The organism is Microbacterium oleivorans (genome assembly GCF_013389665.1).
In the GTDB taxonomy this organism is placed as follows: domain Bacteria; phylum Actinomycetota; class Actinomycetes; order Actinomycetales; family Microbacteriaceae; genus Microbacterium; species Microbacterium oleivorans_C.
In genome coordinates this window covers 3094025-3115621 of the sequence record NZ_CP058316.1, presented here as the reverse complement: position 1 = coordinate 3115621, position 21597 = coordinate 3094025, and the positions used below count along the sequence as shown (strand labels likewise).

The 21597-nt window shown below is 70.1% G+C and carries 20 protein-coding genes; 13 read left to right on the top strand and 7 right to left on the bottom strand.

Features of this window, described 5'->3' with window-relative positions; translation table 11 throughout:
* Positions 1–165: 165 nt before the first annotated feature.
* The 6 genes from HW566_RS14780 (at position 166) to HW566_RS14755 (ending at position 5817) form a co-directional block, all read left to right on the top strand.
* Positions 166–795, top strand: a complete 630-nt coding sequence (locus tag HW566_RS14780; protein WP_178014146.1) for a biotin transporter BioY — start codon at positions 166–168, stop codon at positions 793–795.
* A gap of 105 nt (positions 796–900) precedes the next feature.
* Entirely contained in the window at positions 901–1941 is a 1041-nt protein-coding gene (locus HW566_RS14775; RefSeq protein WP_178014144.1) for an iron-siderophore ABC transporter substrate-binding protein, read from the top strand.
* 25 nt (positions 1942–1966) lie between these two features.
* Positions 1967–3013, top strand: a complete 1047-nt coding sequence (locus tag HW566_RS14770) for a FecCD family ABC transporter permease (protein ID WP_178014142.1) — start codon at positions 1967–1969, stop codon at positions 3011–3013.
* The gene (locus HW566_RS14765) at positions 3010–4059 is read left to right on the top strand and encodes a FecCD family ABC transporter permease (protein ID WP_178014139.1); all 1050 of its coding nucleotides are present in this window, start codon (positions 3010–3012) and stop codon (positions 4057–4059) included. Before HW566_RS14770 ends, HW566_RS14765 begins: the two co-directional genes overlap by 4 nt.
* Positions 4056–4898 carry an ABC transporter ATP-binding protein gene (locus tag HW566_RS14760; protein WP_178014138.1) on the top strand — a complete coding sequence of 281 codons (843 nt, stop codon included), beginning with the start codon at positions 4056–4058 and terminating at the stop codon, positions 4896–4898. The genes HW566_RS14765 and HW566_RS14760 overlap by 4 nt, the downstream gene beginning before the upstream one ends.
* Before the next feature lie 13 nt (positions 4899–4911).
* Entirely contained in the window at positions 4912–5817 is a 906-nt protein-coding gene (locus tag HW566_RS14755; protein WP_178014136.1) for a siderophore-interacting protein, read from the top strand.
* Between the two features lie 10 nt (positions 5818–5827).
* Here the strand turns inward: HW566_RS14755 and HW566_RS14750 are convergent, their stop codons facing one another.
* From HW566_RS14750 to sufB, 6 genes are all read right to left on the bottom strand, one after another.
* Positions 5828–7006 (bottom strand): MalY/PatB family protein, encoded by a 1179-nt coding sequence (locus HW566_RS14750; protein WP_178014134.1) that lies wholly within the window; start codon positions 7004–7006, stop codon positions 5828–5830.
* A 94-nt stretch (positions 7007–7100) separates the two neighbouring features.
* On the bottom strand, positions 7101–7430 hold the full coding sequence (locus HW566_RS14745) for a metal-sulfur cluster assembly factor (RefSeq protein WP_178014132.1): 330 nt from the start codon (positions 7428–7430) through the stop codon (positions 7101–7103).
* 10 nt (positions 7431–7440) lie between these two features.
* Complete coding sequence (gene sufC, locus HW566_RS14740; RefSeq protein ID WP_178014130.1) at positions 7441–8211, bottom strand: Fe-S cluster assembly ATPase SufC; 771 nt, start codon at positions 8209–8211, stop codon at positions 7441–7443.
* Positions 8212–8226: 15 nt separating this feature from the next.
* A complete protein-coding gene (locus tag HW566_RS14735) occupies positions 8227–8556 on the bottom strand; it encodes a non-heme iron oxygenase ferredoxin subunit (protein WP_178014128.1) in 330 nt (109 codons plus the stop codon).
* Positions 8553–9737: a Fe-S cluster assembly protein SufD gene (gene sufD / locus HW566_RS14730; RefSeq protein WP_178014126.1), complete on the bottom strand. Its 1185-nt coding sequence runs from the start codon at positions 9735–9737 to the stop codon at positions 8553–8555. Before sufD ends, HW566_RS14735 begins: the two co-directional genes overlap by 4 nt.
* On the bottom strand, positions 9737–11155 hold the full coding sequence (gene sufB / locus HW566_RS14725) for a Fe-S cluster assembly protein SufB (RefSeq protein ID WP_178014124.1): 1419 nt from the start codon (positions 11153–11155) through the stop codon (positions 9737–9739). Before sufB ends, sufD begins: the two co-directional genes overlap by 1 nt.
* A gap of 242 nt (positions 11156–11397) precedes the next feature.
* Between sufB and HW566_RS14720 the strand changes: the two genes are divergently transcribed.
* Positions 11398–12366 carry a COX15/CtaA family protein gene (locus HW566_RS14720; protein WP_178014122.1) on the top strand — a complete coding sequence of 323 codons (969 nt, stop codon included), beginning with the start codon at positions 11398–11400 and terminating at the stop codon, positions 12364–12366.
* 79 nt (positions 12367–12445) lie between these two features.
* Positions 12446–12874: a dinucleotide-utilizing enzyme gene (locus HW566_RS14715; RefSeq protein WP_178014120.1), complete on the top strand. Its 429-nt coding sequence runs from the start codon at positions 12446–12448 to the stop codon at positions 12872–12874.
* Between the two features lie 216 nt (positions 12875–13090).
* Here HW566_RS14715 and HW566_RS14710 read toward each other — a convergent pair whose 3' ends face one another.
* On the bottom strand, positions 13091–13972 hold the full coding sequence (locus HW566_RS14710; RefSeq protein WP_256728971.1) for a heme o synthase: 882 nt from the start codon (positions 13970–13972) through the stop codon (positions 13091–13093).
* A 299-nt stretch (positions 13973–14271) separates the two neighbouring features.
* Between HW566_RS14710 and tkt the strand changes: the two genes are divergently transcribed.
* From tkt to HW566_RS14685, 5 genes are read left to right on the top strand one after another with little or no spacing between them, the layout of a single operon-like run.
* Complete coding sequence (gene tkt / locus HW566_RS14705) at positions 14272–16380, top strand: transketolase (protein ID WP_178014116.1); 2109 nt, start codon at positions 14272–14274, stop codon at positions 16378–16380.
* Entirely contained in the window at positions 16377–17483 is a 1107-nt protein-coding gene (gene tal / locus HW566_RS14700; protein WP_178014114.1) for a transaldolase, read from the top strand. The genes tkt and tal overlap by 4 nt, the downstream gene beginning before the upstream one ends.
* Positions 17480–19099, top strand: coding sequence for a glucose-6-phosphate isomerase (locus tag HW566_RS14695; protein ID WP_178014112.1), 1620 nt, complete (start codon positions 17480–17482; stop codon positions 19097–19099). The genes tal and HW566_RS14695 overlap by 4 nt, the downstream gene beginning before the upstream one ends.
* 12 nt (positions 19100–19111) lie before the next feature.
* A complete protein-coding gene (zwf, locus tag HW566_RS14690) occupies positions 19112–20659 on the top strand; it encodes a glucose-6-phosphate dehydrogenase (protein WP_178014110.1) in 1548 nt (515 codons plus the stop codon).
* The gene (locus HW566_RS14685; protein WP_178014108.1) at positions 20656–21597 is read left to right on the top strand and encodes a glucose-6-phosphate dehydrogenase assembly protein OpcA; all 942 of its coding nucleotides are present in this window, start codon (positions 20656–20658) and stop codon (positions 21595–21597) included. The genes zwf and HW566_RS14685 overlap by 4 nt, the downstream gene beginning before the upstream one ends.

Genomic DNA, 21597 nt, shown 5'->3' with positions numbered 1-21597 from the left:
CGCGCCGCGGCTCGGCCGTCAGGGTTGCCGACCGGGTCGAGACGTCTTTCACAACGGATGCCGTGTTCCTTTGTGCCTGCGCGCCAACGGGGCTCGCCAGGACCCCGCCCTAGGCTGATCCCGCGGCTCCGCGACGTGCCGAGTCGAACGACCCGAAGGAGTCCCATGTCCCTCGCCGCCCCCAGCCGCCGCGTCCTCGCCGATGTCGTCGGCCGCCCCTCGACCCGCGCTCGCGCGGTCGCCGTCGACGCGGCGCTCGTTCTCACCGGCGTCGCACTGGTCGCCCTTCTCGCGAAGGTGTCGTTCTTCATCGGCCCGATTCCCATCACCGGCCAGACGCTCGGCGTCATCGTGGTCGGTGCAGCGCTCGGCGCGCGACGCGGCGCCGCGGCCCTGACCGCCTATCTCCTCGTGGGCCTCGCCGGTGCGCCCGTCTTCGCCGGGCCGATCGCCGGTCCCGCCTATGTCCTGGCTCCGTCGTTCGGATTCGTCCTCGGCTTCATCCCCGCGGCCTATGCCGCCGGCTGGTTCGCGGAGCGAGCCTGGGACCGCCGGCCCGTTCTCGCGTTCGTCGGTTTCGTCGGGGCATCGGTGATCCCGTTCCTCGTGGGCGTCCCGTACATGGCGGCGATTCTCGGCGCGGTCCTCGGTCAGCAGGTCACCCTCGCGGGCGTGCTCGACGCCGGGGTCTGGCCGTTCATCGTGCCGGGCATCATCAAGGCGGCGGCCGCAGCGCTGCTGGTGCCGGCCGCCTGGGCGCTCGTCCGAGGGGTCGACCGACGCACCCGCCGGTGACCCTCGGGTCGCCGACACCTTCAGCCCGACTGCAGTGGATTGGCGCCCCGGGGCAACGCGACATAAAGTAAGCCTGCCCTTACTCGCCTCTTCCCTGGAGGACCCGTGCCCCGTTTCCGCACAGCGGCCGCGACGCTCGTCGCAGCCGCCCTACTCCTGACCGGCTGCGGCTCCGCGGCCGCTCCTGCCGACGCCCCCGCGGCCTCGGGCGGCGCGTCCGCCGACGCGTTCCCCGTGACCGTCGAGCACGCGTTCGGCGAGACCACCATCGCGTCCAAGCCCGAGCGCGTCGCCACGGTCTCGTGGGGCAATCAGGAAGCGGCGCTGGCGCTCGGCGTCGTCCCGGTCGGCATGCCCGCCGTCACCTGGGGCGACGACGACGGCGACGGCGTCCTGCCCTGGGTCGAGGACAAGCTCGACGAGCTCGGCGCCGAGACCCCCGTCCTCTTCGACGAGGCCGAGGGCATCGACTTCGAGGCCGTCGCCGACACGCAGCCCGACGTGATCCTGGCCGCCTACTCCGGGCTGACGCAGGACGACTACGACACGCTGAGCAAGATCGCCCCCGTCGTCGCCTACCCCGACATCGCCTGGGGAACGAGCTGGCAGGAGCTCACGATCCTCAACGGCACCGCCCTCGGCATGGCGGACGAAGCCGAGGCTCTCGTCGACGACCTCACCGCGCAGCTGGGCGACCTCGCCGGCGCCTACCCCGAGATCGCCGGCAAGACCTCGCTGTTCAGCTCCTTCGACGCGACGGACTTGAGCCAGGTCGGCTTCTACTCGACCGAGGACCCCCGCCCGCTCTTCCTCGAAGACCTCGGACTCGTTCCGGCTGCGACCGTTGCGGAGCAGTCGCAGAGCACCGACCAGTTCTGGATCGTCAACAGCTCCGAGGAGATCGAGCGATTCGACGACCTGCAGGTGCTCGTGACCTACGGCGACGACACGACGCTCGCCGCGATGCAGGCCGACCCGCTGCTCTCGCGCATCCCCGCCGTGGCCTCCGGTGCTGTCGTCGTGCTGCCCTCGTCCAATGCCCCGCTCGCGGCGGCGGCCAACCCGAGTCCGCTGTCGATCGCCGACCCGCTCACGGCCGAGTACGTCGACCTCATCGGCGCGGCAGCGCAGAAGGCCGCCTCCTGATGCGACCCCACGCGCTGCGGATGCCATGAGCGTCTCCGCAGTGACCGCACCCGCCGCCGCGACCGCGTCGTCTCGACGAGGCTCGCGGCGGCGGGTCGTCTGGCTCGCGGTCCTGATCGTGGGCGTCCTCGTCGCGAGCGTGGTGTCGGTCACCTTCGGCACGCGCGCGGTCGGGATCGGCGACATCGTCGCCGGTCTTTCGGGCGACATCGACACGGCTTCGGCGGCGGCCGTCGCCAAGCGCGTGCCGCGGACCCTCCTGGCTCTCATCGTCGGCGCCGCCCTCGCCGTCGCCGGAGCCGTCATGCAGGGCATCACGCGCAACCCGCTCGCCGACCCGCAGATCCTCGGCATCAACGGCGGCGCGTCGCTGGCCGTCGTGATCGGTCTGGCGTTCTTCGGCATCACGAGCGCCTTCGGCTACATCTGGCTGGCGATGCTCGGGGCCGCCGTGGCCGCGGTCTTCGTCTACACCATCGGCTCGCTCGGACGCGGAGGTGCCAGCCCGCTCAAGCTCGCACTGGCGGGGGCGGCGAGCGCCGTCGCCTTCACCTCGCTGATCAGCGCGATCCTGCTCCCGCGGATCGATGTGATGAGCGTCTTCCGCTTCTGGCAGATCGGCGGAGTCGGCGGCGCCACGACCGAGAAGATCCTCCTCGTCCTGCCCTTCCTCGCAGTGGGCGCGCTCATCTGCATCGCCGCCGCCGGAGCGTTGAACTCCCTCGCGCTCGGCGACGAGCTCGCCGCGGGTCTCGGCGAGCGCGTGCGCACGGCCCGACTCATCTCCGCTCTCGGTGCCGTCATCCTGTGCGGCGCCGCGACCGCTGTCGCCGGCCCGATCGGCTTCGTGGGGCTCATCGTCCCCCACATCTGCCGCCTTCTCGTGGGACCCGACCACCGCTGGCTCCTCCCGGTCTCGGCGCTCGTGGGCGGCGGGCTGCTGATCGTCGCCGATGTGGTCGGTCGCGTCGTCGCACGCCCGCAAGAGGTCGAGGTCGGGATCGTGACCGCGCTGATCGGCGCACCGTTCTTCATCGCGATCGTCCGCCGCCAGAAGATGCGTGCCCTGTGAGCGCGACCACCTCCGCTCCCTCGACGATCGATGTGGTCTCGGCCGGTCGGCGTCGACGTGCACTGCGCCGTCGGCTCGTCGTCGGCGGCCTGCTCACGGGTGTCATCGTGGCGTATGCCGTCTCGCTCATGGTCGGTCAGACCTTCTACTCCCCCGCCGAGGTGTGGGGAGTCATCACCGGTCAGACCGTGCCCGGCGCCTCGTTCACAGTAGGTGAGCTCCGCCTGCCCCGCGCCACCGTCGCGTTGCTCACGGGCCTGTGCTTCGGCATGGGGGGCGCCGTCTTCCAGACGATGCTCCGGAACCCCCTGGCCAGCCCCGACATCATCGGCATCAACGCCGGCGCCAGTGCGGCTGCTGTGGTCGGCATCGTGTTCCTGTCGCTCAGCGAGACGGGAGTGTCGCTGTTGGCCACGGTCGCGGCTCTCGTGACGGCGCTGACGATCTACCTGCTCGCCTACAAGGACGGCGGTGCGGGTGCCCGCTTCATCCTCATCGGCATCGGCGTCGCCGCGATCTTCAACAGCGTCGTGTCCTACGTGCTCTCGCGCGCGGCCGAGTGGGACCTTCAGGCCGCGATGCGCTGGATCACCGGCAACCTCAACGGCGCGTCGTGGAGCCAAGCCGTCCCCCTCGCTCTCGCGATGATCGTCGTCGTCCCGGCGCTGCTGTGGCTCACGCGCGACCTCGAGCTCATGCGGCTGGGCGACGACACCGCATCCGCTCTGGGCGTGCCCGTCGAACGCCGTCGCATCCTCCTGATCGTCGCGGCCGTAGCTCTCTTGGCCTTTGCGACCGCTGCTGCCGGCCCCATATCGTTCGTCGCGTTCCTCTCGGGCCCGATCGCGGCACGCATGCTCGGCCCCGTGGGATCACCCGTGCTCGCGGCGGGGCTGTTCGGCTCGCTGCTCGTCCTCGTCGCCGACCTCACCGCGCAGTATCTGCTCGGGCTCCGGCTGCCCGTGGGCGTCGTGACCGGCGTTCTCGGCGCGCCCTATCTCATCTTCCTGCTCATCCGCAGCAGCCGTTCGGGAGGCTCACTATGACCGCGGACCGCACCCTCCGGGCCAGCGGCGTCCGGCTCGGCTACGGCGATCGCACCATCGTCGACGACCTCGACCTCGAAGTGCCCGGCGGACGAATCACCGCGATCGTCGGCGCGAACGCATGCGGCAAGTCCACGCTGCTGAAGTCGATGGCGCGCCTGCTGGCACCGCGCACCGGACAAGTTCTCCTCGACGGCCGCGACATCCACCGGCTGCCGACCCGGCAGGTGGCGCGTGATCTCGGTCTGCTGCCGCAGTCCCTCATCGCCCCGGAGGGCATCGCGGTCGCCGATCTCGTCAGCCGGGGCCGCACCCCGCATCACGGACCACTGGCCCGCTGGACGCGCGCCGACGACGAGGCGGTGGCGCACGCCCTCGAGACGACCGACACCGCCGCCCTCGCCGACCGTTCTGTCGACGAGCTCTCGGGAGGTCAGCGCCAGCGGGTGTGGATCGCGATGGCACTCGCTCAGCAGACCGACGTGTTGCTCCTCGACGAGCCGACGACGTTCCTCGACGTCAGCCACCAGATCGACGTCCTCGATCTGCTCACCGATCTCAACCGCACCCGTGGGACGACGATCGTCATGGTGCTGCACGACCTGAATCTGGCCGCGCGCTACGCCGACCACCTCGTGGCGATGGCATCGGGGCGTCTCTATGCTGCGGGCGACCCGTCATCGGTCCTCACCGCGGAGACCGTCGCAGCGGTGTTCGGACTCGACAGCCGCGTCATCCCCGACCCGTTGACCGGGCGCCCGCTCGTGCTGCCGATCGGCCGCCACCACGTCCCCGCGGTTCAACCGCCGACCGACGACGACGGCTGCACCGTCGTCTGACCTGGAGTGACTCGTGACTCGCAAACCCCTCGACTTCTTCCGCGCGCCCGTCGCCGCCATCACCGATCTGACGCCGAGCTTCCGCCGATTCACGTTCCGTGACGCGGCGCTGGCCTCCTACGGCGACCCCGGCTTCGATCAGCGGGTCAAGGTGCTGTTCCCGACCGAGACGGCATCCATCGACGACATGCCCACCGGCGACGACTGGTACGACCGGTGGCGGGCTCTGCCGGTCGAGGCCCGACCGGTCATGCGCACCTACACGACTCGCGCGGTCCGCGCCGCCGCGGGCGAGGTCGACATCGACATGGTCGCGCACGACGTCGTCGGACCGGCGTCGGCCTGGATCGCCGGGGCCCGCGTCGGTGACGAAGTGCTGATCCTGGCGCCGACGACCGCGCACACCGGTGTCAACTACGGCATCGATTTCGTCCCCCCGGCCGACACCGATGCGATCCTCCTCGCGGGCGATGAGACCGCGGCACCCGCGATCGCCGTGATCCTCGAGCAGCTCCCTCCCGAGGCCCGCGGCACCGTGGTACTGGAGGTGCCCAGCACGGGCGACCTGGGCTACCTCCCGCGGCATCCGGGGTTCGACCTCATGCTGGCCGCGCGGACGAGCGAGACCGAACGCCACGCACACCTCGTCGCGGCAGTCGAGCAGGCCGCGGCGCGGCTCGCGCCCGCCGGGGTCGGGGCCGAGGTCGAGGAGATCGATGTCGACACCGACATCCTGTGGGAGGTCCCCCGGACGGCCAAGGGCGGAGCGGCGCTCAAGCGGGCGCCGTTGTACGCCTGGTTGGCGGGAGAGGCGTCCGCCATCAAGACGCTGCGCCGTCACCTCGTGGGCACGGTCGGCGTCGACCGTCGGGCGGTCGCGTTCATGGGCTACTGGCGTCTGGGACGCTCCGAGAACTGAACCGCTCGTCTCAGCCCCGGCTGAGCGCCGCCGTGCGGGCGAACTCGCCCACCCGCGCGACCGCCTCGCGGAGGACGTCGGGCCCGCAGCCGAAGTTGAGCCGCACGTGTCCGTTCCCCTCCACGCCGAAGAAGGGCCCGTGGTGCAGCGCGACCCGTGAGCCCTCGCGGATGGGATCGGCCGGGTCGTCGCCCCAGCCGTAGTCGGACACGTCGATCCAGGCCAGGAACCCCGCCTGCGGCAGCCGGTAACGCGCCCGCGGCAGGTGCTCGGCGAGCAGTTCGGCGAGGAGTCGCCGGTTGAGGTCGAGGCGGAGGAGCAGCGCGTCGAGCCAAGCGTCCGACTCCGCCGAGAAGGCGGCGATGGTCGTGAGCGCGCCGAATAGTCCGGTGCGCCACTCCACCTCCCACGGCAGCCCCCGCACCACGTCCGCATTCGCCTCCGAAGCGGTGACCATCACCGCGCACTTCAGCCCCGCGAGGTTGTACGCCTTCGACGCGCTGGTGACGGCGTAGCCGACCTCGGCGGCCTCGGAGGAGACCGTCAGGAAAGGCGAGAAGACGATGTCGCTGCTCGCGAGGGGACCGTGGATCTCGTCGCTGATGACGACGGCGCCGTAGCGGTGCGCGAGTCCGGCCAGAGCTCGCAGCGAAGCGGCAGTGTGCACCGTCCCGGTCGGGTTGTGCGGGTTGCACAGCAGGACGGCCCGCGCTCCCCCGGCCAGGGCCCGCTCGATGCCGTCGAGGTCGAGCTCCCAGTCGCCGCCGGTGTCGCGCAGCGGCACCTCCTCGACGATGGCGCCCGCTTCGGCCACCGTGTCGAAGAACGGCGGGTACACCGGAGGGTTCACCACCACGCGGTCGCCCGGGCTCACCGTCGCGCGGAGGAGCTCGACGACGCCCATCATCACGTCACCGGTCCAGCGGATGCGCGCAGGATCCACGTCCCAGCCCCAGCGTCGCTGCGCGAAGCCGACGAAGGCGTCGGCGATCCCCGGCTGCGGCGGCGTGTACCCGGTGTCACCGATCTCGACAGCCTCGCGAAGCGAGCGCGAGATCGGCTCGGCGAGGGCGAAGTCGGTCTCGGCGACGAACATCGGGATGACGTCGTGCGGGAACGATCGCCATTTCGTGCTGGATCGCTTCCGCAGCGTCTCGAGCGGGAGGGCGTCGAGGGGCTGGATACTCACCCGGCGAGCCTAGCCGCGGGCCGTCGCGGCCGCCCGTCAGGTGTCGCCGCATGACGATGCCCGGGCCCGCAGGCCCGGGCATCACCGGTCGTGGTCAGATCGCGAAACCGAGCGCCCGCATCATGTCGCGGCCGTCGTCGGTGATGCGCTCGGGGCCCCACGGCGGCATCCACACCCAGTTGATGCGGAACCGCTCGACGACCTCGTCCAGAGCCTGCGCGGTCTGCTCCTCGAGCACGTCCGTCAGCGGGCACCCGGCCGACGTGAGCGTCATGTGAATGATGAGGGCGTCGTTCTCGTCGTCCCAGGCGAGATCGTAGATGAGGCCGAGGTCGACGACGTTGATCCCGAGCTCGGGGTCCATCACGTCTTTGAGTGCCTCGGTGACCTCGTCGTACTTCTGCGGGTTGAGGGTGGCCGTCATAGCGTCGATCCTATGCCTCGACGCCGTCGACGGGCGCGAGGAAGCGGTCGTAGCCCTCGTTCTCGAGGCGGTCGGCGAGCTCCGGGCCACCCTCTTCGACGATCCGACCCTTGACCATGACGTGCACGAACTCCGGCTGGATGTAGCGGAGGATGCGGGTGTAGTGCGTGATGAGGAGCACACCCAGATCCGTCTCGGCCTTCGCGCGGTTGACGCCCTCCGAGACGATCTTCAGCGCGTCGACGTCGAGACCGGAATCGGTCTCGTCGAGCACGGCGATGCTCGGCTTCAGCAGCTCGAGCTGCAGGATCTCGTGACGCTTCTTCTCGCCGCCCGAGAAGCCCTCGTTGACGTTGCGCTGCGCGAACTTCGCGTCCATGCGCAGGTTCGCCATCGCCTGCTTGACGTCCTTCGTCCAGGTGCGGATGGCCGGCGCCTCACCGGCGACGGCGGTCTTCGCGGTGCGCAGGAAGTTGGTGACGGTCACACCGGGGATCTCGACCGGGTACTGCATCGCGAGGAACAGTCCGGCGCGCGCCCGCTCGTCGACGGCCATCTCGAGGACGTCCTGCCCGTCGAGGGTGATGGAGCCTCCGGTCACGGTGTACTTGGGGTGGCCGGCGATCGCGTACGCGAGCGTCGACTTGCCCGAGCCGTTGGGGCCCATGATCGCGTGGGTCTCGCCCTTGCGCACCGTCAGCGTGACGCCATTGAGGATCGGGGTCGCCCCCGCCTCGGTCTCGACCGTCACGTGCAGGTCGCGGATCTCGAGAACAGACATGTCGGGTTCCTTACTTCACTTCACATCGCGGGTCACGGCGGGGTCGATGAGGATGTCGTCCCCGTCGATCGTGACCTCGTAAACGGGCACCGGCTCGTAGGCCGGGAGATTGAGGGGCTGGCCGGTGCGCAGCGAGAACGCCGAGCCGTGGGCCCAGCATTCGAGCGAATCGCCCTCGACGAAGCCCTCGGCCAGCGAGATGTCGCCGTGCGTGCAGGTGTCGCCGATCGCGTGGACCTCGCCGTTCGCGTCGAGCACGACGGCCATCGGCACCTTGTCGATCACCACGCGCACCGCCGTGTCCTGCTCGAGCTCGCTGAGCTTCAGGACCTTCTGCGCGCTCACGCCTCGACCCCTGCGATGAGCTCCGCCTCGATCGCCGCGAGCAGCTCGTCGGCCAGCTCGTCGACGCCCATCTTCTGGACGATCTCGGCGAGGAAGCCGAGCACGACGAGGCGCCGGGCCTCGATCTCGGGGATGCCGCGGGCCTGCAGGTAGAACAGCTGCTGGTCGTCGAAACGGCCGGTGGCGCTGGCGTGGCCGGCACCCTGGATGTCGCCCGTCTCGATCTCGAGGTTCGGGATCGAATCGGCGCGTGCGCCGTCGGTGAGCACGAGGTTGCGGTTGGCCTCGTAGGAGTCGGTTCCGACAGCATCGGGGCCGATGAGCACGTCGCCGATCCAGACGCTGTGCGCGCTCGCACCCTGGAGAGCCCCCTTGTACAGGACGTCACCGACGGTGTGCGGCCCCTTGTGGTGCAGGTAGACCTGGCTCTCGAGGTGCTGGCCCGCGTCGGCGAACGACAGGCCGTACATACGCCCCTGTGCGCCGGAGCCGGCCAGCTCGAGCGACGGGTTCACCCGGACGACCGCCCCGCCGAGGCTGACCACCACGTGCGTCAGGGTGGCGTCGCGATCGACACGCGCCTGGTGCGCGGCGGCGTGCACGGCGTCGTCGTCCCACCGCTGCAGCGACACGACGGTGAGCGCCGAGCCGTCGCGGGCGATGATCTCGACGTTCTGCGCGTGCGCCGCGGTTCCCTCGTGACGCAGGATCACGGTGCCCCGCGCGTTCGGCATCGCCTCGATGACGACGTGCGCGTGGGCGAGCCCGCCCGTTCCGCGCAGGGTCACCACGACCGGGGCGTCCAGCTCGACGCCCGCGGGGATGCGCAGCAGTGGGGCCTCGGTCTCCTGCGCCCAGGCGATGGCGCTCGGCAGGTCCTCCGGGCGGAAGACCTCGCCGCGGGGGGCCTCGCCCACGCGCAGCCGCGCCTGCTGCACCTCGGCAGGAGCCGAGACGTCGACCGAGACCGCCCCGGTGGGTCCGGGCTCATCGATCAACAGCGGACCGAGGCGGTCGAGGGGCGTGTGCTTCCAGTTCACCTCGCGACCGGTCGGAGTACCGAAATCGGCCGGATCGAACGAGGACGGTCGTTCGGATCGGGTCTGCACCGGGACGAACGCCGCTGCAGGGTCGATGTGACCCTTCTCGCCGACGGCGGGGGCCTGGGTAACGCTCGTCATCAGCCGACGGATCCTTCCATGCCCATCTCGATGAGCTTGTTGAGTTCGAGGGCGTACTCCATGGGGAGCTCGCGGGCGATCGGCTCGATGAAGCCGCGCACGATCATCGCCATCGCCTCGTCCTCGGGCATGCCGCGGCTCATCAGGTAGAACAGCTGCTCCTCGCTGACCTTCGACACCGTCGCCTCGTGACCGAGCTGCACGTCGTCGACGCGGATGTCGATCGCCGGGTAGGTGTCGGATCGCGAGATCGTGTCGACCAGCAACGCGTCGCAGCGCACGGTGTTGGCGGAGTGGTGCGCGTTGGCGTCCACCCGCACCTCACCGCGGTACCCGGCGCGGCCGCCGCCGCGGGCGATCGACTTCGAGACGATCGACGACTGGGTGTACGGCGCCATGTGGATCATCTTCGCGCCGGCGTCCTGGTGCTGGCCGGGACCGGCGAAGGCGACCGACAGGGTCTCGCCCTTCGCGTGCTCGCCCATCAGGTAGATCGACGGGTACTTCATCGTCACCTTCGAGCCGATGTTGCCGTCGACCCATTCCATGGTCGCTCCCTCGTGGGCGACGGCGCGCTTGGTCACGAGGTTGTAGACGTTGTTCGACCAGTTCTGGATCGTCGTGTAGCGCACGCGGGCGTTCTTCTTCACGATGATCTCGACGACGGCCGAGTGCAGCGAGTCGCTCTTGTAGATCGGGGCGGTGCAGCCCTCGATGTAGTGGACGTAGCTGTCCTCGTCGGCGATGATGAGCGTCCGCTCGAACTGGCCCATGTTCTCGGTGTTGATCCGGAAGTAGGCCTGGAGCGGGATCTCCACGTGGACGCCCTTGGGGACGTACACGAACGAACCGCCCGACCAGACGGCCGTGTTCAGCGCGGCGAACTTGTTGTCGCCGGCGGGGATGACGGTGCCGAAGTACTCCTCGAAGAACTCGGGGTGCTCGCGCAGCGCCGTGTCGGTGTCCATGAAGATGACGCCCTGCTGCTCCAGGTCCTCGCGGATCTGGTGGTACACCACCTCGGACTCGTACTGTGCGGCGACGCCGGCGACCAGTCGCTGACGCTCCGCCTCGGGGATGCCGAGTCGCTCGTAGGTCTCGCGGATCTCAGCGGGAAGGTCCTCCCACGTCTGCGCCTGCTTCTCGGTGGAGCGGACGAAGTACTTGATGTTGTCGAAATCGATGTCGCTGAGGTCGGCCCCCCAGGTCGGCATCGGCTTGCGACCGAAGAGCTGATAGCCCTTGAGCCGCGTCTTCAGCATCCATTCCGGCTCGTTCTTGAGCGCGGAGATCCCGCGGACCACGTCCTCGTTGATGCCGCGCTGCGCGACCGCGCCAGCGGCATCCGTGTCGTGCCAGCCGAACTCGTACACCCCCAGGCCTTCGAGTTCCGGTCGGTCGATGAGTACATCCGACATGACTTCCTCCTCTTCGCACCGCAACGGTGTCATCCGTCCCGGCATTCCCGACTCCGAGGGGAGTCACGTGGGCGGGATGCCGATTCGCGGGCCTGATGGGCGCAGATGCCGCGCCTAGACTGTGGGGGACGACGTGCACACGCGCCGCCATCCCGAACACAGCCGATTCTACAGGCAACGCCCCCACCTGCGGCGTGCCGAGAGCGTACGAGGCGCATATCGAGCGCCGCCGGAGGAGTCCGATGAGCCAGGCACGCATCCGCCCAGGACTGATCGAGACGATCATGCCGATCACGATCACCCGATGGACCCGCGTCATGGGCTGGCTCCTCGTGATCACCAATATCGGCATCGTCGGCACCGGCGGGCTCGTGCGCCTCACCGGCTCGGGGATGGGCTGCGAGACCTGGCCCTACTGCACCGAGGACTCTCTCGTCCCGACCCCCGAGATGGGCGTCCACGGGCTGATCGAGTTCGGCAACCGCACCCTCACCGGCGTGCTGGTCGTCGTCGCCCTCCTCGCCTTCCTCTCCGTCGTCCGGCTGCGCCGCATCCGCCGCGAGCTGCCGGTGCTGAGCTTCCTCGTCGGCCTCGGCATCATCGTCCAGGCGGTCGTGGGCGGCATCACGGTGTGGCTCCATCTGCACCCGAGCATCGTCGGGCTCCACTACCTGATCTCCGCCGCGCTCGTCGCCGTCGCCACGGTCTTCCTCGTGCGGGTCTACGCGACCCCGGGACCCCGGGTGCGCGCCGTCCCGCTCGGGTATGCGATCGCCGCGCACCTCACGACCCTCGCCGTCACCGTCACCGTCGTCGTCGGCATCCTGCTCACGGGCGCGGGGCCGCACGCGGGAGACGAGGCCGCGGCACGCAACGGACTCGACCCGATCTTCTGGCAGCACGTCCACAGCTGGCCGGCCTACGTCACGCTCGCCCTCACGCTCGTGCTCGTCGTGGGCGCCCTGCGGATGCCGACCGTCGCGGGGCTGCGTCGCTGGACGACGCTGCTGCTCGGCGTGGAGCTCGTGCAGATCGCGGTCGGCCTCTGGCAGGCCCGGACGGGACTGCCGATCGCCCTCGTCAACATCCACATGGTGCTGGCCGTCACGCTGGTGGCGGCGATGGTCGCGGTGGTCATGGCGTTGAAGGCACCGGTTCCGCTCGTCTCGGCGCCCCTCGAGCGGGAGGCCGCTCACACAGACGCCTCATAGGCGCCGCATCGGCCCCGCCGAGGTCGAGACCGCAGAGTGTTCGAGGCCGCCGACGGTGGCCGAGACACGAAGGAGCACCATGACCGTTCATCCCCGCCTCGTCCGCAGCGTGCCGTTCTGGATCCTGATCGTCGGGTCGGCCGCGGCGATCGGCGGTGGCGCCTACGTCCTCGTCGACAAACTCGGCACCATGGAGACCACGATCCTCGACGGCACGGCGACCGGCGTCGACGTCTACGTCGGCCAGGTGTGGGGCGTCTTCGGCGGCATCCTCGTCGGTGCCGGCGTCATCGGCCTCGCTCTCGCGCTCGCTGTCGCATCCGCTCGCGCCCTCGTTCCGCGACCGGTCGTCGAGTCCCCGGCTCCGGTCGAGCAGAGCGACGTCGCCGCCGAGACCGTTCCCGGTTCACCGATCGAGACCTCCGCGGTCGACACGTCGGCCACCACGACCCCGTCGGGCGCGGAGTCGCCGGCGTCCGAGGCCCCGGCCGACGTCCCGCAGCGCTGACCAGCGCCGCGCCTCGCACGGCCGCCTGCGGCATCCTCTCCTGGGATGCCGCAGGCGGCCGTTCAGCGTGCGGTCCATCGTGCGCCGGCGACCGCCCATCGTCCGACACCTTCAGCCCGATCCCCTGGGTGGCCGGTGCTGCGCGCGCCGCCGGTGCTGAGCCGAGTGCGGTTGCGAACCTGGGGACTTCGCCCCCCACCGCTCGACGCGCCGAGATCAGAACGGCAGGAGCGGATCGACCGCGATCGCGAGGAAGACGAGCGTGAGGTAGGTGATGGACGCGTGGAACACCCGCATGGGGCTCGCCTTCTCACCGCGCACCGAGCGGTTGTACAGGCGATGCGACTCGTACAGGAACCAGCCGCCGAAGACGACGGACGACACCGTGTAGGACAGCCCCATCGAGGCGACCGGGATGAGAAGCAGCGAGCAGGCGACGGTGGCCCACGCGTAGAGGATGACCTGGAGACCCACCTGAGCGCCGTTGCGGGTCGCGCCGAGCATCGGCACGTCCACCTCGTCGTAGTCGTTCTTGTACTTCATCGACAGCGGCCAGTAGTGCGGCGGCGTCCAGAGGAACACAAGGACGAAGAGGATGAGCGATGCCCAGGAGAGCGACCCCGTCACGGCCGACCAGCCGATGACGACCGGGAAGCAACCGGCGATGCCGCCCCAGACGATGTTCTGCTCGGTGCGGCGCTTGAGGATCATCGTGTAGACGACCACGTAGAAGAAGATGGCGGTGACGCTGAGGGATGCCGCGACCCAGTTGGTCGTCACGGCCAGCCAGACGGTGGAGGCCACCGCGAGCGTCCACGCGAACACGAGCGCACCGCGCTCCGAGACCTCGCCGGTCACGATGGGGCGGTTCTCGGTGCGCTTCATGTGCGCGTCGATGTCGCGATCGAGGTACATGTTGAAGGCGGCGGCCGAGCCGGCGCTCATCGCGCCGCCAACGACGGTCGCGAGGACCAGCCAGAGATCGGGAAGTCCGCCCGCGGCCAGGATCATCACCGGGACGGTGGTGACCAGCAGCAGCTCGAGGACACGCGGTTTGGTGAGGGCCACGTAGGCGCGCACCTTCGCACCGAGCGACATGGCGCCGGAGGTGTCGACGGAGGCCGAACCGGCAGTCGTCGTGATGTCCATCGCTCCCCGCATCTCACCGCTGTGAACCCGTCCAGTCTATGGCATCGGGCGCGGCGCCCCTCCGGCTGGCCGGCTCGTCGTCCGCGGCCGACGACGTCCCGTACCACAGGCGTCACACGGGGACGCGCGCGGCCCGGCGATGCGGCGTGCTCGCTATGCTGAAGCCATATGCGCGCCGGCGCCGACACCCTCCCTTCCTGACTGTGGAGCGGCATGCGCGGGCGCTGCCTCTCGAGAAAGGCGACCGAGTGTCGGAACTTCGTTGGGATGAGATCGATCGGCGCGCGGTGGACACCGCCCGCGTCCTGGCCGCCGATGCGGTGGAGAAGGTGGGCAACGGCCACCCGGGGACGGCGATGAGCCTCGCCCCCGCCGCCTACCTGCTCTACCAGCGGGTACTGCGCCACGACCCGAACGACACCGACTGGCTCGGGCGCGACCGCTTCATCCTGTCGGCGGGCCACTCCTCGCTGACGCAGTACGTCCAGCTCTACCTCGGCGGCTTCGGACTCGAGCTCGACGACCTGAAGGCGCTGCGCACCTGGGGTTCGCTGACCCCCGGCCACCCCGAGTACGGCCACACCAAGGGCGTCGAGATCACGACCGGTCCGCTGGGGCAGGGGCTGGCGACCTCCGTCGGATTCGCCTACGCCGCGCGCTACGAGCGCGGGCTGTTCGATCCGGAGGCCCCCGCGGGGACCTCGCCGTTCGACCACTTCGTCTACGTGATCGCCAGCGACGGCGACATCCAGGAGGGCATCACGGCCGAGGCCGGTTCGCTCGCCGGACACCAGCAGCTCGGCAACCTCATCGCGATCTACGACGCGAACCAGATCTCGATCGAGGACGACACCAACGTGGCGTTCACCGAGGACGTCGCGGCCCGCTACGAGGCGTACGGCTGGCACGTGCAGACGGTCGACTGGAAGAGCACCGGCGAATACGTCGAGGACGTCCCCGCGCTCTACGCGGCCATCGAGGCCGCGAAGGGCGAGACGGCGAAGCCGTCGCTCATCGTGCTCAAGACGATCATCGGCTGGCCGGCGCCCGAGAAGCAGAACACAGGCAAGATCCACGGCTCCGCCCTCGGAGCCGACGAGCTGGCCGCCACGAAGAAGGTGCTCGGCTTCGACCCCGAGACGTCTTTCGACGTCGCCGACGACGTGATCGCGCACACGCGCTCGCTCGCCGAGCGGGCGGCGACCGAGCGGGCCGAGTGGCAGCAGTCCTTCGACGCCTGGGCGAGCGCCAATCCCGAGCGCAAGGCGCTGCTCGACCGGCTCGAGTCGGGCGAACTGCCCGACGACGTCTCGGTGCCGGCGTTCGAGTCGGGCAAGTCCGTGTCGACCCGTGCCGCGAGCGGCCAGGTCATCAACGCTCTCGCCGACCAGTTGCCCGAGCTGTGGGGCGGCTCGGCCGACCTCGCCGAGTCGAACCTCACGACTATCAAGTCGGGCTCGAGCTTCATCCCGACCGAGTGGTCGACCCATGAGTGGTCGGGGGACCCCTACGGGCGGGTGCTGCACTTCGGTATCCGCGAGCACGCCATGGCGGCCATCGTCAACGGCATCGTCCTGCACGGCCGCACCCGCGCGTTCGGCGGGACCTTCCTGATCTTCAGCGACTACATGCGCCCGGCGGTCCGCCTCGCGGCCCTGATGAACATCCCCTCGATCTACGTGTGGACGCACGACTCGATCGCGCTCGGCGAGGACGGCCCCACGCACCAGCCGATCGAGCAGCTCTCGACGCTCCGCCTCATCCCGAACTTCGCCGTCGTGCGACCGGCCGACGCCAACGAGACCGCCGCCGCGTGGCACGAATTGCTCCGACGCCAGGCCGGCCCCGCCGGCATCGCGCTGACGCGTCAGAACGTGCCGGTGTTCCCGCGCGGCGAGGACGGCTTCGCCGGGACCGAGGGCGTCGCCCGCGGCGCCTACGTGCTCGTCGACGCCCCCGAGGGCGAGCCCGACGTCATCATCGTGGCCACCGGCTCGGAGGTGCAGATCGCCGTGGAGGCACGCGAGGTGCTCGCCGCCGACGGCATCCACGCCCGGGTCGTCTCGGCGCCGTCTCTCGAGTGGTTCGCGGAGCAGGACGAGGAGTACCGCGCGTCGGTGCTGCCGGCCGCCGTCACCGCGCGGGTCTCGGTCGAGGCCGGCGCGACACCGCTCTGGCGCACCGTCGTGGGCGACAAGGGCCGCTCCGTGGGCATCGACCACTTCGGCGCGTCGGCCGACTATCAGACGCTGTACGAGAAGTTCGGCATCACCACCGAGGCCGTCGTCGCTGCCGCCCGCGCCACCATCGCCGACGCGGACGCGTCGGCCAGCACCGCCAAGGAGAACAACGCATGAGCACCCCCACCCAGGCCCTCTCCGACGCCGGCGTCAGCATCTGGCTCGACGACCTGTCACGCCAGCGCATCACGACCGGCAACCTCCAGGAGCTCATCGACACCCGGAACGTCGTCGGCGTGACGACGAACCCGTCGATCTTCCAGGCCGCGATCAGCGCGGGCGTCGGGTACGAGGAGGCCATCGAGGCACAGGCGCGGGCCGGCGCCTCGACCGACGACACCATCTTCGAGCTGACGACGACGGACGTGCGCAACGCGTCCGACATCTTCCGCCCGATCTTCGACGCCACCGACGGTGTGGACGGTCGCGTGTCGATCGAGGTCTCCCCCGACCTCGCCCACGACACCGACGCCACCATCGCCGAGGCGAAGAAGCTCGCCGCAGCCGTGGACCGCCCCAACGTCCTCATCAAGATCCCCGCCACGAAGGCCGGCCTCCCCGCCATCACCGAGGTCATCGCCGCCGGCATCAGCGTCAACGTCACGCTGATCTTCTCCCTCGAGCGCTACGCCGCGGTCATCGACGCCTACCTCGACGGCCTGGAGCGCGCCCACGCGAACGGCACCGACCTGTCGGGAATCCACTCGGTGGCGTCCTTCTTCGTCTCGCGCGTGGACACCGAGGTCGACAAGCGTCTCGACGCGATCGGCACGAGCGCCGCCACCGAGCTGAAGTCGCTCGCGGGCGTCGCCAATGCACGCCTCGCGTACGAGCTGTTCGAGCAGAAGTTCGCCGAGAAGCGCGCGCAGGACCTCGTCGCCGCCGGCGCCAATCTGCAGCGTCCGCTGTGGGCCTCCACGGGCGTGAAGGACCCCGCTCTGCCCGACACCCTCTACGTGACCGAGCTGGTCGCTCCGGGCACGGTCAACACGATGCCCGAGAAGACGCTCGAGGCCACCTTCGATCACGGCGTCGTCTCGGGCGACACCGTGACCGGCGCCTATGCGGCGGCCCACAAGGTCTTCGATGACCTGGCGGCCGCCGGGGTCGACCTCGAGGATGTCACGCAGCTGCTGGAGGACGAGGGCGTCGACAAGTTCATCGCGGCCTGGCACGACCTGCAGGGCACGGTGACAGCGGCCCTGGAGAGCGCACGTTGAGCTTCGAGATCCACGTCTCCGGCCACGTCGCCGACGTCGTCGAGCAGACCGTCCCCGCTCTGGTGGGCGACCTGGTCGCCAGCGGCATCACCGCCGGTGACGCCGACCTGTGGGGACCGGATGCCGCGGCCGAGGCCGCTCGGCGACTGGGCTGGGTTCAGGCCGTCACGGTCTCGCGTCCACTCGTGGCCGAGATCGAGGCGCTCCGCACCGAGCTCGTCGGGCGGGGCATCACCCGCGTCGTCCTGGCCGGGATGGGCGGCTCGTCGCTCGCTCCCGAGGTGATCGCGCGCACGCACGGCGTGCCGCTGACGATCCTCGACTCCACCTCCCCCGGTCAGGTCCTCGCCGCGATCGACGGCGACCCCGAGACCGGCGGTCTCGCCGAGACCGTCCTCGTGGTCTCGTCGAAGTCCGGATCCACGGTCGAGACCGACGCGGCCCGCCGCGCGTTCTCGGCGGCGTGGAGCGACCTGGGCATCGACCCGGCCGAACGCATCGTGGTCGTGACCGACCCCGGCTCGCCGCTCGAGGCCTCCGCGCGCGCGGCAGGCCACCGGGTGTTCGCCGCAGATCCGAACGTCGGCGGCCGGTACTCGGCGCTCACGGCGTTCGGGCTCGTGCCCGCCGGTCTCGCGGGCGCCGACATCGGGCAGCTGCTCGACGAGGCCGACGCGACGTTGCTCGAGGTCGCCGTCGACGACCCGCGCAATCCCGCTCTCGTCCTCGCCGCGGCGATCGCCGGCGGAGAGCCGCGACGCGACAAGCTCGCCCTGGTGAGCGACGGTACGCACATCGTGGGACTGCCCGACTGGATCGAACAGCTCATCGCAGAGTCGACGGGCAAGTCCGGCACCGGCATCCTGCCCGTCGTCGTCACTCCGCTCTCCCCCGAGCTCGATCTCGCTCCCGACGACCTTCAGGTCGTGCGGATCGTCGGCGACGCCGTCCACTTCCAGATCCTCGAGCAGCACCCGGGCGAGGTCCTCGTCAGCGGGTCGCTGGGCGCGCAGTTCCTGGTGTGGGAGTACGCCACCGCCATCGCCGGACGACTTCTCGGCATCGACCCGTTCGACCAGCCCGACGTGGAGGCCGCGAAGTCCGCGGCACGCGGGCTGCTCGAGACGCAGCCCGAGACCTCGCCCCCCGCATTCGTCGAGAGCGGTGTCGAGGTTCGCGTGTCGGATCCGGAGCTCCTGGCCGACGGCACCCTCGCCGGCGTTCTCGCCGGGCTCTGGCGGCGGGTCCCCTCGGACGGCTATGTGGCCGTCCAGGCCTATGTCGACCGCGGCTCCGTGCCGCAGCTCGCGGGTGTGCGTGAACTGATCGCGGCGGACTCGGGTCGGCCCACGACGTTCGGATGGGGACCGCGGTTCCTGCACTCGACCGGCCAGTATCACAAGGGCGGTCCCGCCAACGGCGTGTTCCTGCAGATCACCGAACGCACCGACGTCGATCTCGAGATCCCGGGGCTGCCGTTCACCTTCGGCCGGTTGATCGAGGCACAGGCATCCGGTGACGCCACCGTGCTCGCCGCCCGCGGCCGCCCGGTCGTCACGCTCACCCTGACGGACCCCGCCACCGAGGTCCTGACCCTCTTCGAAGCCGCCCAGTAGGAAGTACCTCCCATGACCGTGGAGATTTCGCGCGCCCACAACCCCCTGCGCGATCCCGACGACCGTCGCCTGAACCGGATCGCCGGGCCCAGCGCCCTGGTGATCTTCGGCGTCACCGGCGACCTGTCGCGCAAGAAGCTCATGCCCGCCGTCTACGACCTGGCCAACCGCGGCCTGCTGCCCCCGGGCTTCGCACTGGTCGGCTTCGCGCGACGCGACTGGGAGGACCAGGACTTCGCCGAGGTCGTCCATGCCGCCGTGAAGCAGTACGCACGCACGCCGTTCCGTGAGGAGACCTGGAAGCAGCTGCTCCAGGGCATCCGCTTCGTCTCGGGCGAGTTCGGGGACGCCGATGCGTTCACCCGCCTGCGCGAGACGGTCGAGAAGCTCGACGTCGATCGCGGCACGATGGGCAACCACGCCTTCTACCTGTCGATCCCGCCCAAGGACTTCCCGATCGTCGCGAAGCAGTTGAAGGACTCGGGCCTCGTCGACGAGGACGCGGACGGCGACACCTGGCGCCGGGTCGTCATCGAGAAGCCTTTCGGCAGCGATCTGAAGACGGCGCGCGAGCTCAATGAAGCCCTCGAGGTCGCTTTCCCGGCCGACTCGATCTTCCGCATCGACCACTACCTCGGCAAGGAGACGGTGCAGAACATCCTCGCGCTGCGCTTCGCCAACGAGCTCTTCGAGCCGATCTGGAACGCCAACTACGTCGACCACGTCCAGATCACGATGGCCGAAGACATCGGCGTCGGCGGTCGAGCGGGCTACTACGACGGAATCGGCGCCGCCCGGGACGTCATCCAGAATCACCTGCTCCAGCTGCTCGCCCTGACCGCGATGGAAGAGCCCATCTCGATGGAGGCGAACCACCTCCGCGCCGAGAAGGAGAAGGTGCTCGCAGCCGTCCAGCTTCCGGCGGATCTCTCGACGGCGACCGCCCGTGGGCAGTACGCCGGCGGCTGGCAGGGCGGCGAGGAGGTCACCGGGTTCCTCGACGAGGACGGCATGAGCCCCGAGTCGACGACCGAGACGTACGCGGCCATCAAGGTCGACATCGCCACCCGCCGCTGGGCGGGCGTGCCCTTCTACCTGCGCACCGGCAAGCGCCTCGGCCGACGCGTGACCGAGATCGCGGTCGTCTTCAAGCGGGCACCGCAGCACCTCTTCCTGCGCAACCAGACCACCGAGCTCGGCCAGAACGCGCTCGTCATCCGCGTCCAGCCCGATGAAGGCGTGACGATCCGGTTCGGCTCGAAGGTGCCCGGTGCCGCCACCGAGGTGCGCGATGTCACGATGGACTTCGGCTACGGCCACGCCTTCACCGAGTCCAGCCCCGAGGCCTACGAGCGCCTCATCCTGGATGTGCTGCTCGGCGACCCGCCGCTGTTCCCCCGGCACGAGGAGGTCGAGCTCTCGTGGCGCATCCTCGATCCCGTGGAGGAGTTCTGGGCCCAGGAGGGCGGACCGCTCGAGCAGTACGCCCCCGGCTCCTGGGGTCCCCCTTCCGCAGATGAACTGCTGGCCCGTGACGGCCGCGTCTGGAGGCGTCCATGATCGTCGACCTGCCCGACACCTCGGTGTCGAAGATCGCCCGCGAACTCGTCAGCGTCCGCGAGGAGGGCGGAGCGGTCGCGCTCGGCCGCGTGCTCACGCTCGTCATCGCGACCTCCCAGGGGCTCGAGGAGGATGCGATCGAGGCGGCCAACGATGCGTCTCGCGAGCATCCGATGCGCGTCATCGTGCTCATCACCGATCCCGCGGGCGAGTCCAAGCTCGACGCCCAGATCCGTGTGGGCGGCGACGCCGGCGCGAGCGAGGTCGTCGTCCTCCGCGCCAGCGGCGGTGCCGCGAGCAACGACGAGGCCCTGATCACCGGCCTTCTGTTGCCGGACGCCCCGGTCGTGGCGTGGTGGCCCGACCACCCGCCGCTCCAGCCCGCGCAGTCCCCCATCGGGCGCATCGCCCAGCGACGCATCACCGATGCCTCGACGCTGCCGTACGACAGCGGGCGACTGGCCGCGCTCGGCGAGAGCTACGCACCCGGTGACACCGATCTGGCGTGGACACGGCTCACGCACTGGCGCGAGCAGCTCGCGGCGGTCCTCGACCAGCCGCCCTACGATCCGGTCACCGAGGTCGAGGTCATCGGCAGCGGCAGCTCGCCCTCGACCGGGCTTCTCGCGGCGTGGCTGTGCCTCATGCTCGACGTGCCCGTCGCATGGCGGTACGCCCCCGAGGATGAATGGGAGCACGGCATCCGCAGCGTTCGGTTGAAGCGCCCGAGCGGGGATGTCCTCCTCGAGCGCACGACCCCGGTCGACGCCACCCTCACGCAGCCGGGGCAGCCCGCTCACGACCTCGTGCTTCCGCGACGCACTCTTCGCGAGTGCCTGGCCGAGGAGCTCCGCCGTCTCGGGCCCGACGTGCTCTACGGGCGCGTCATCAGCGACGGGTGGCGGCGGCTGCACCGCTCACCCGGTCAGGACGCCTGA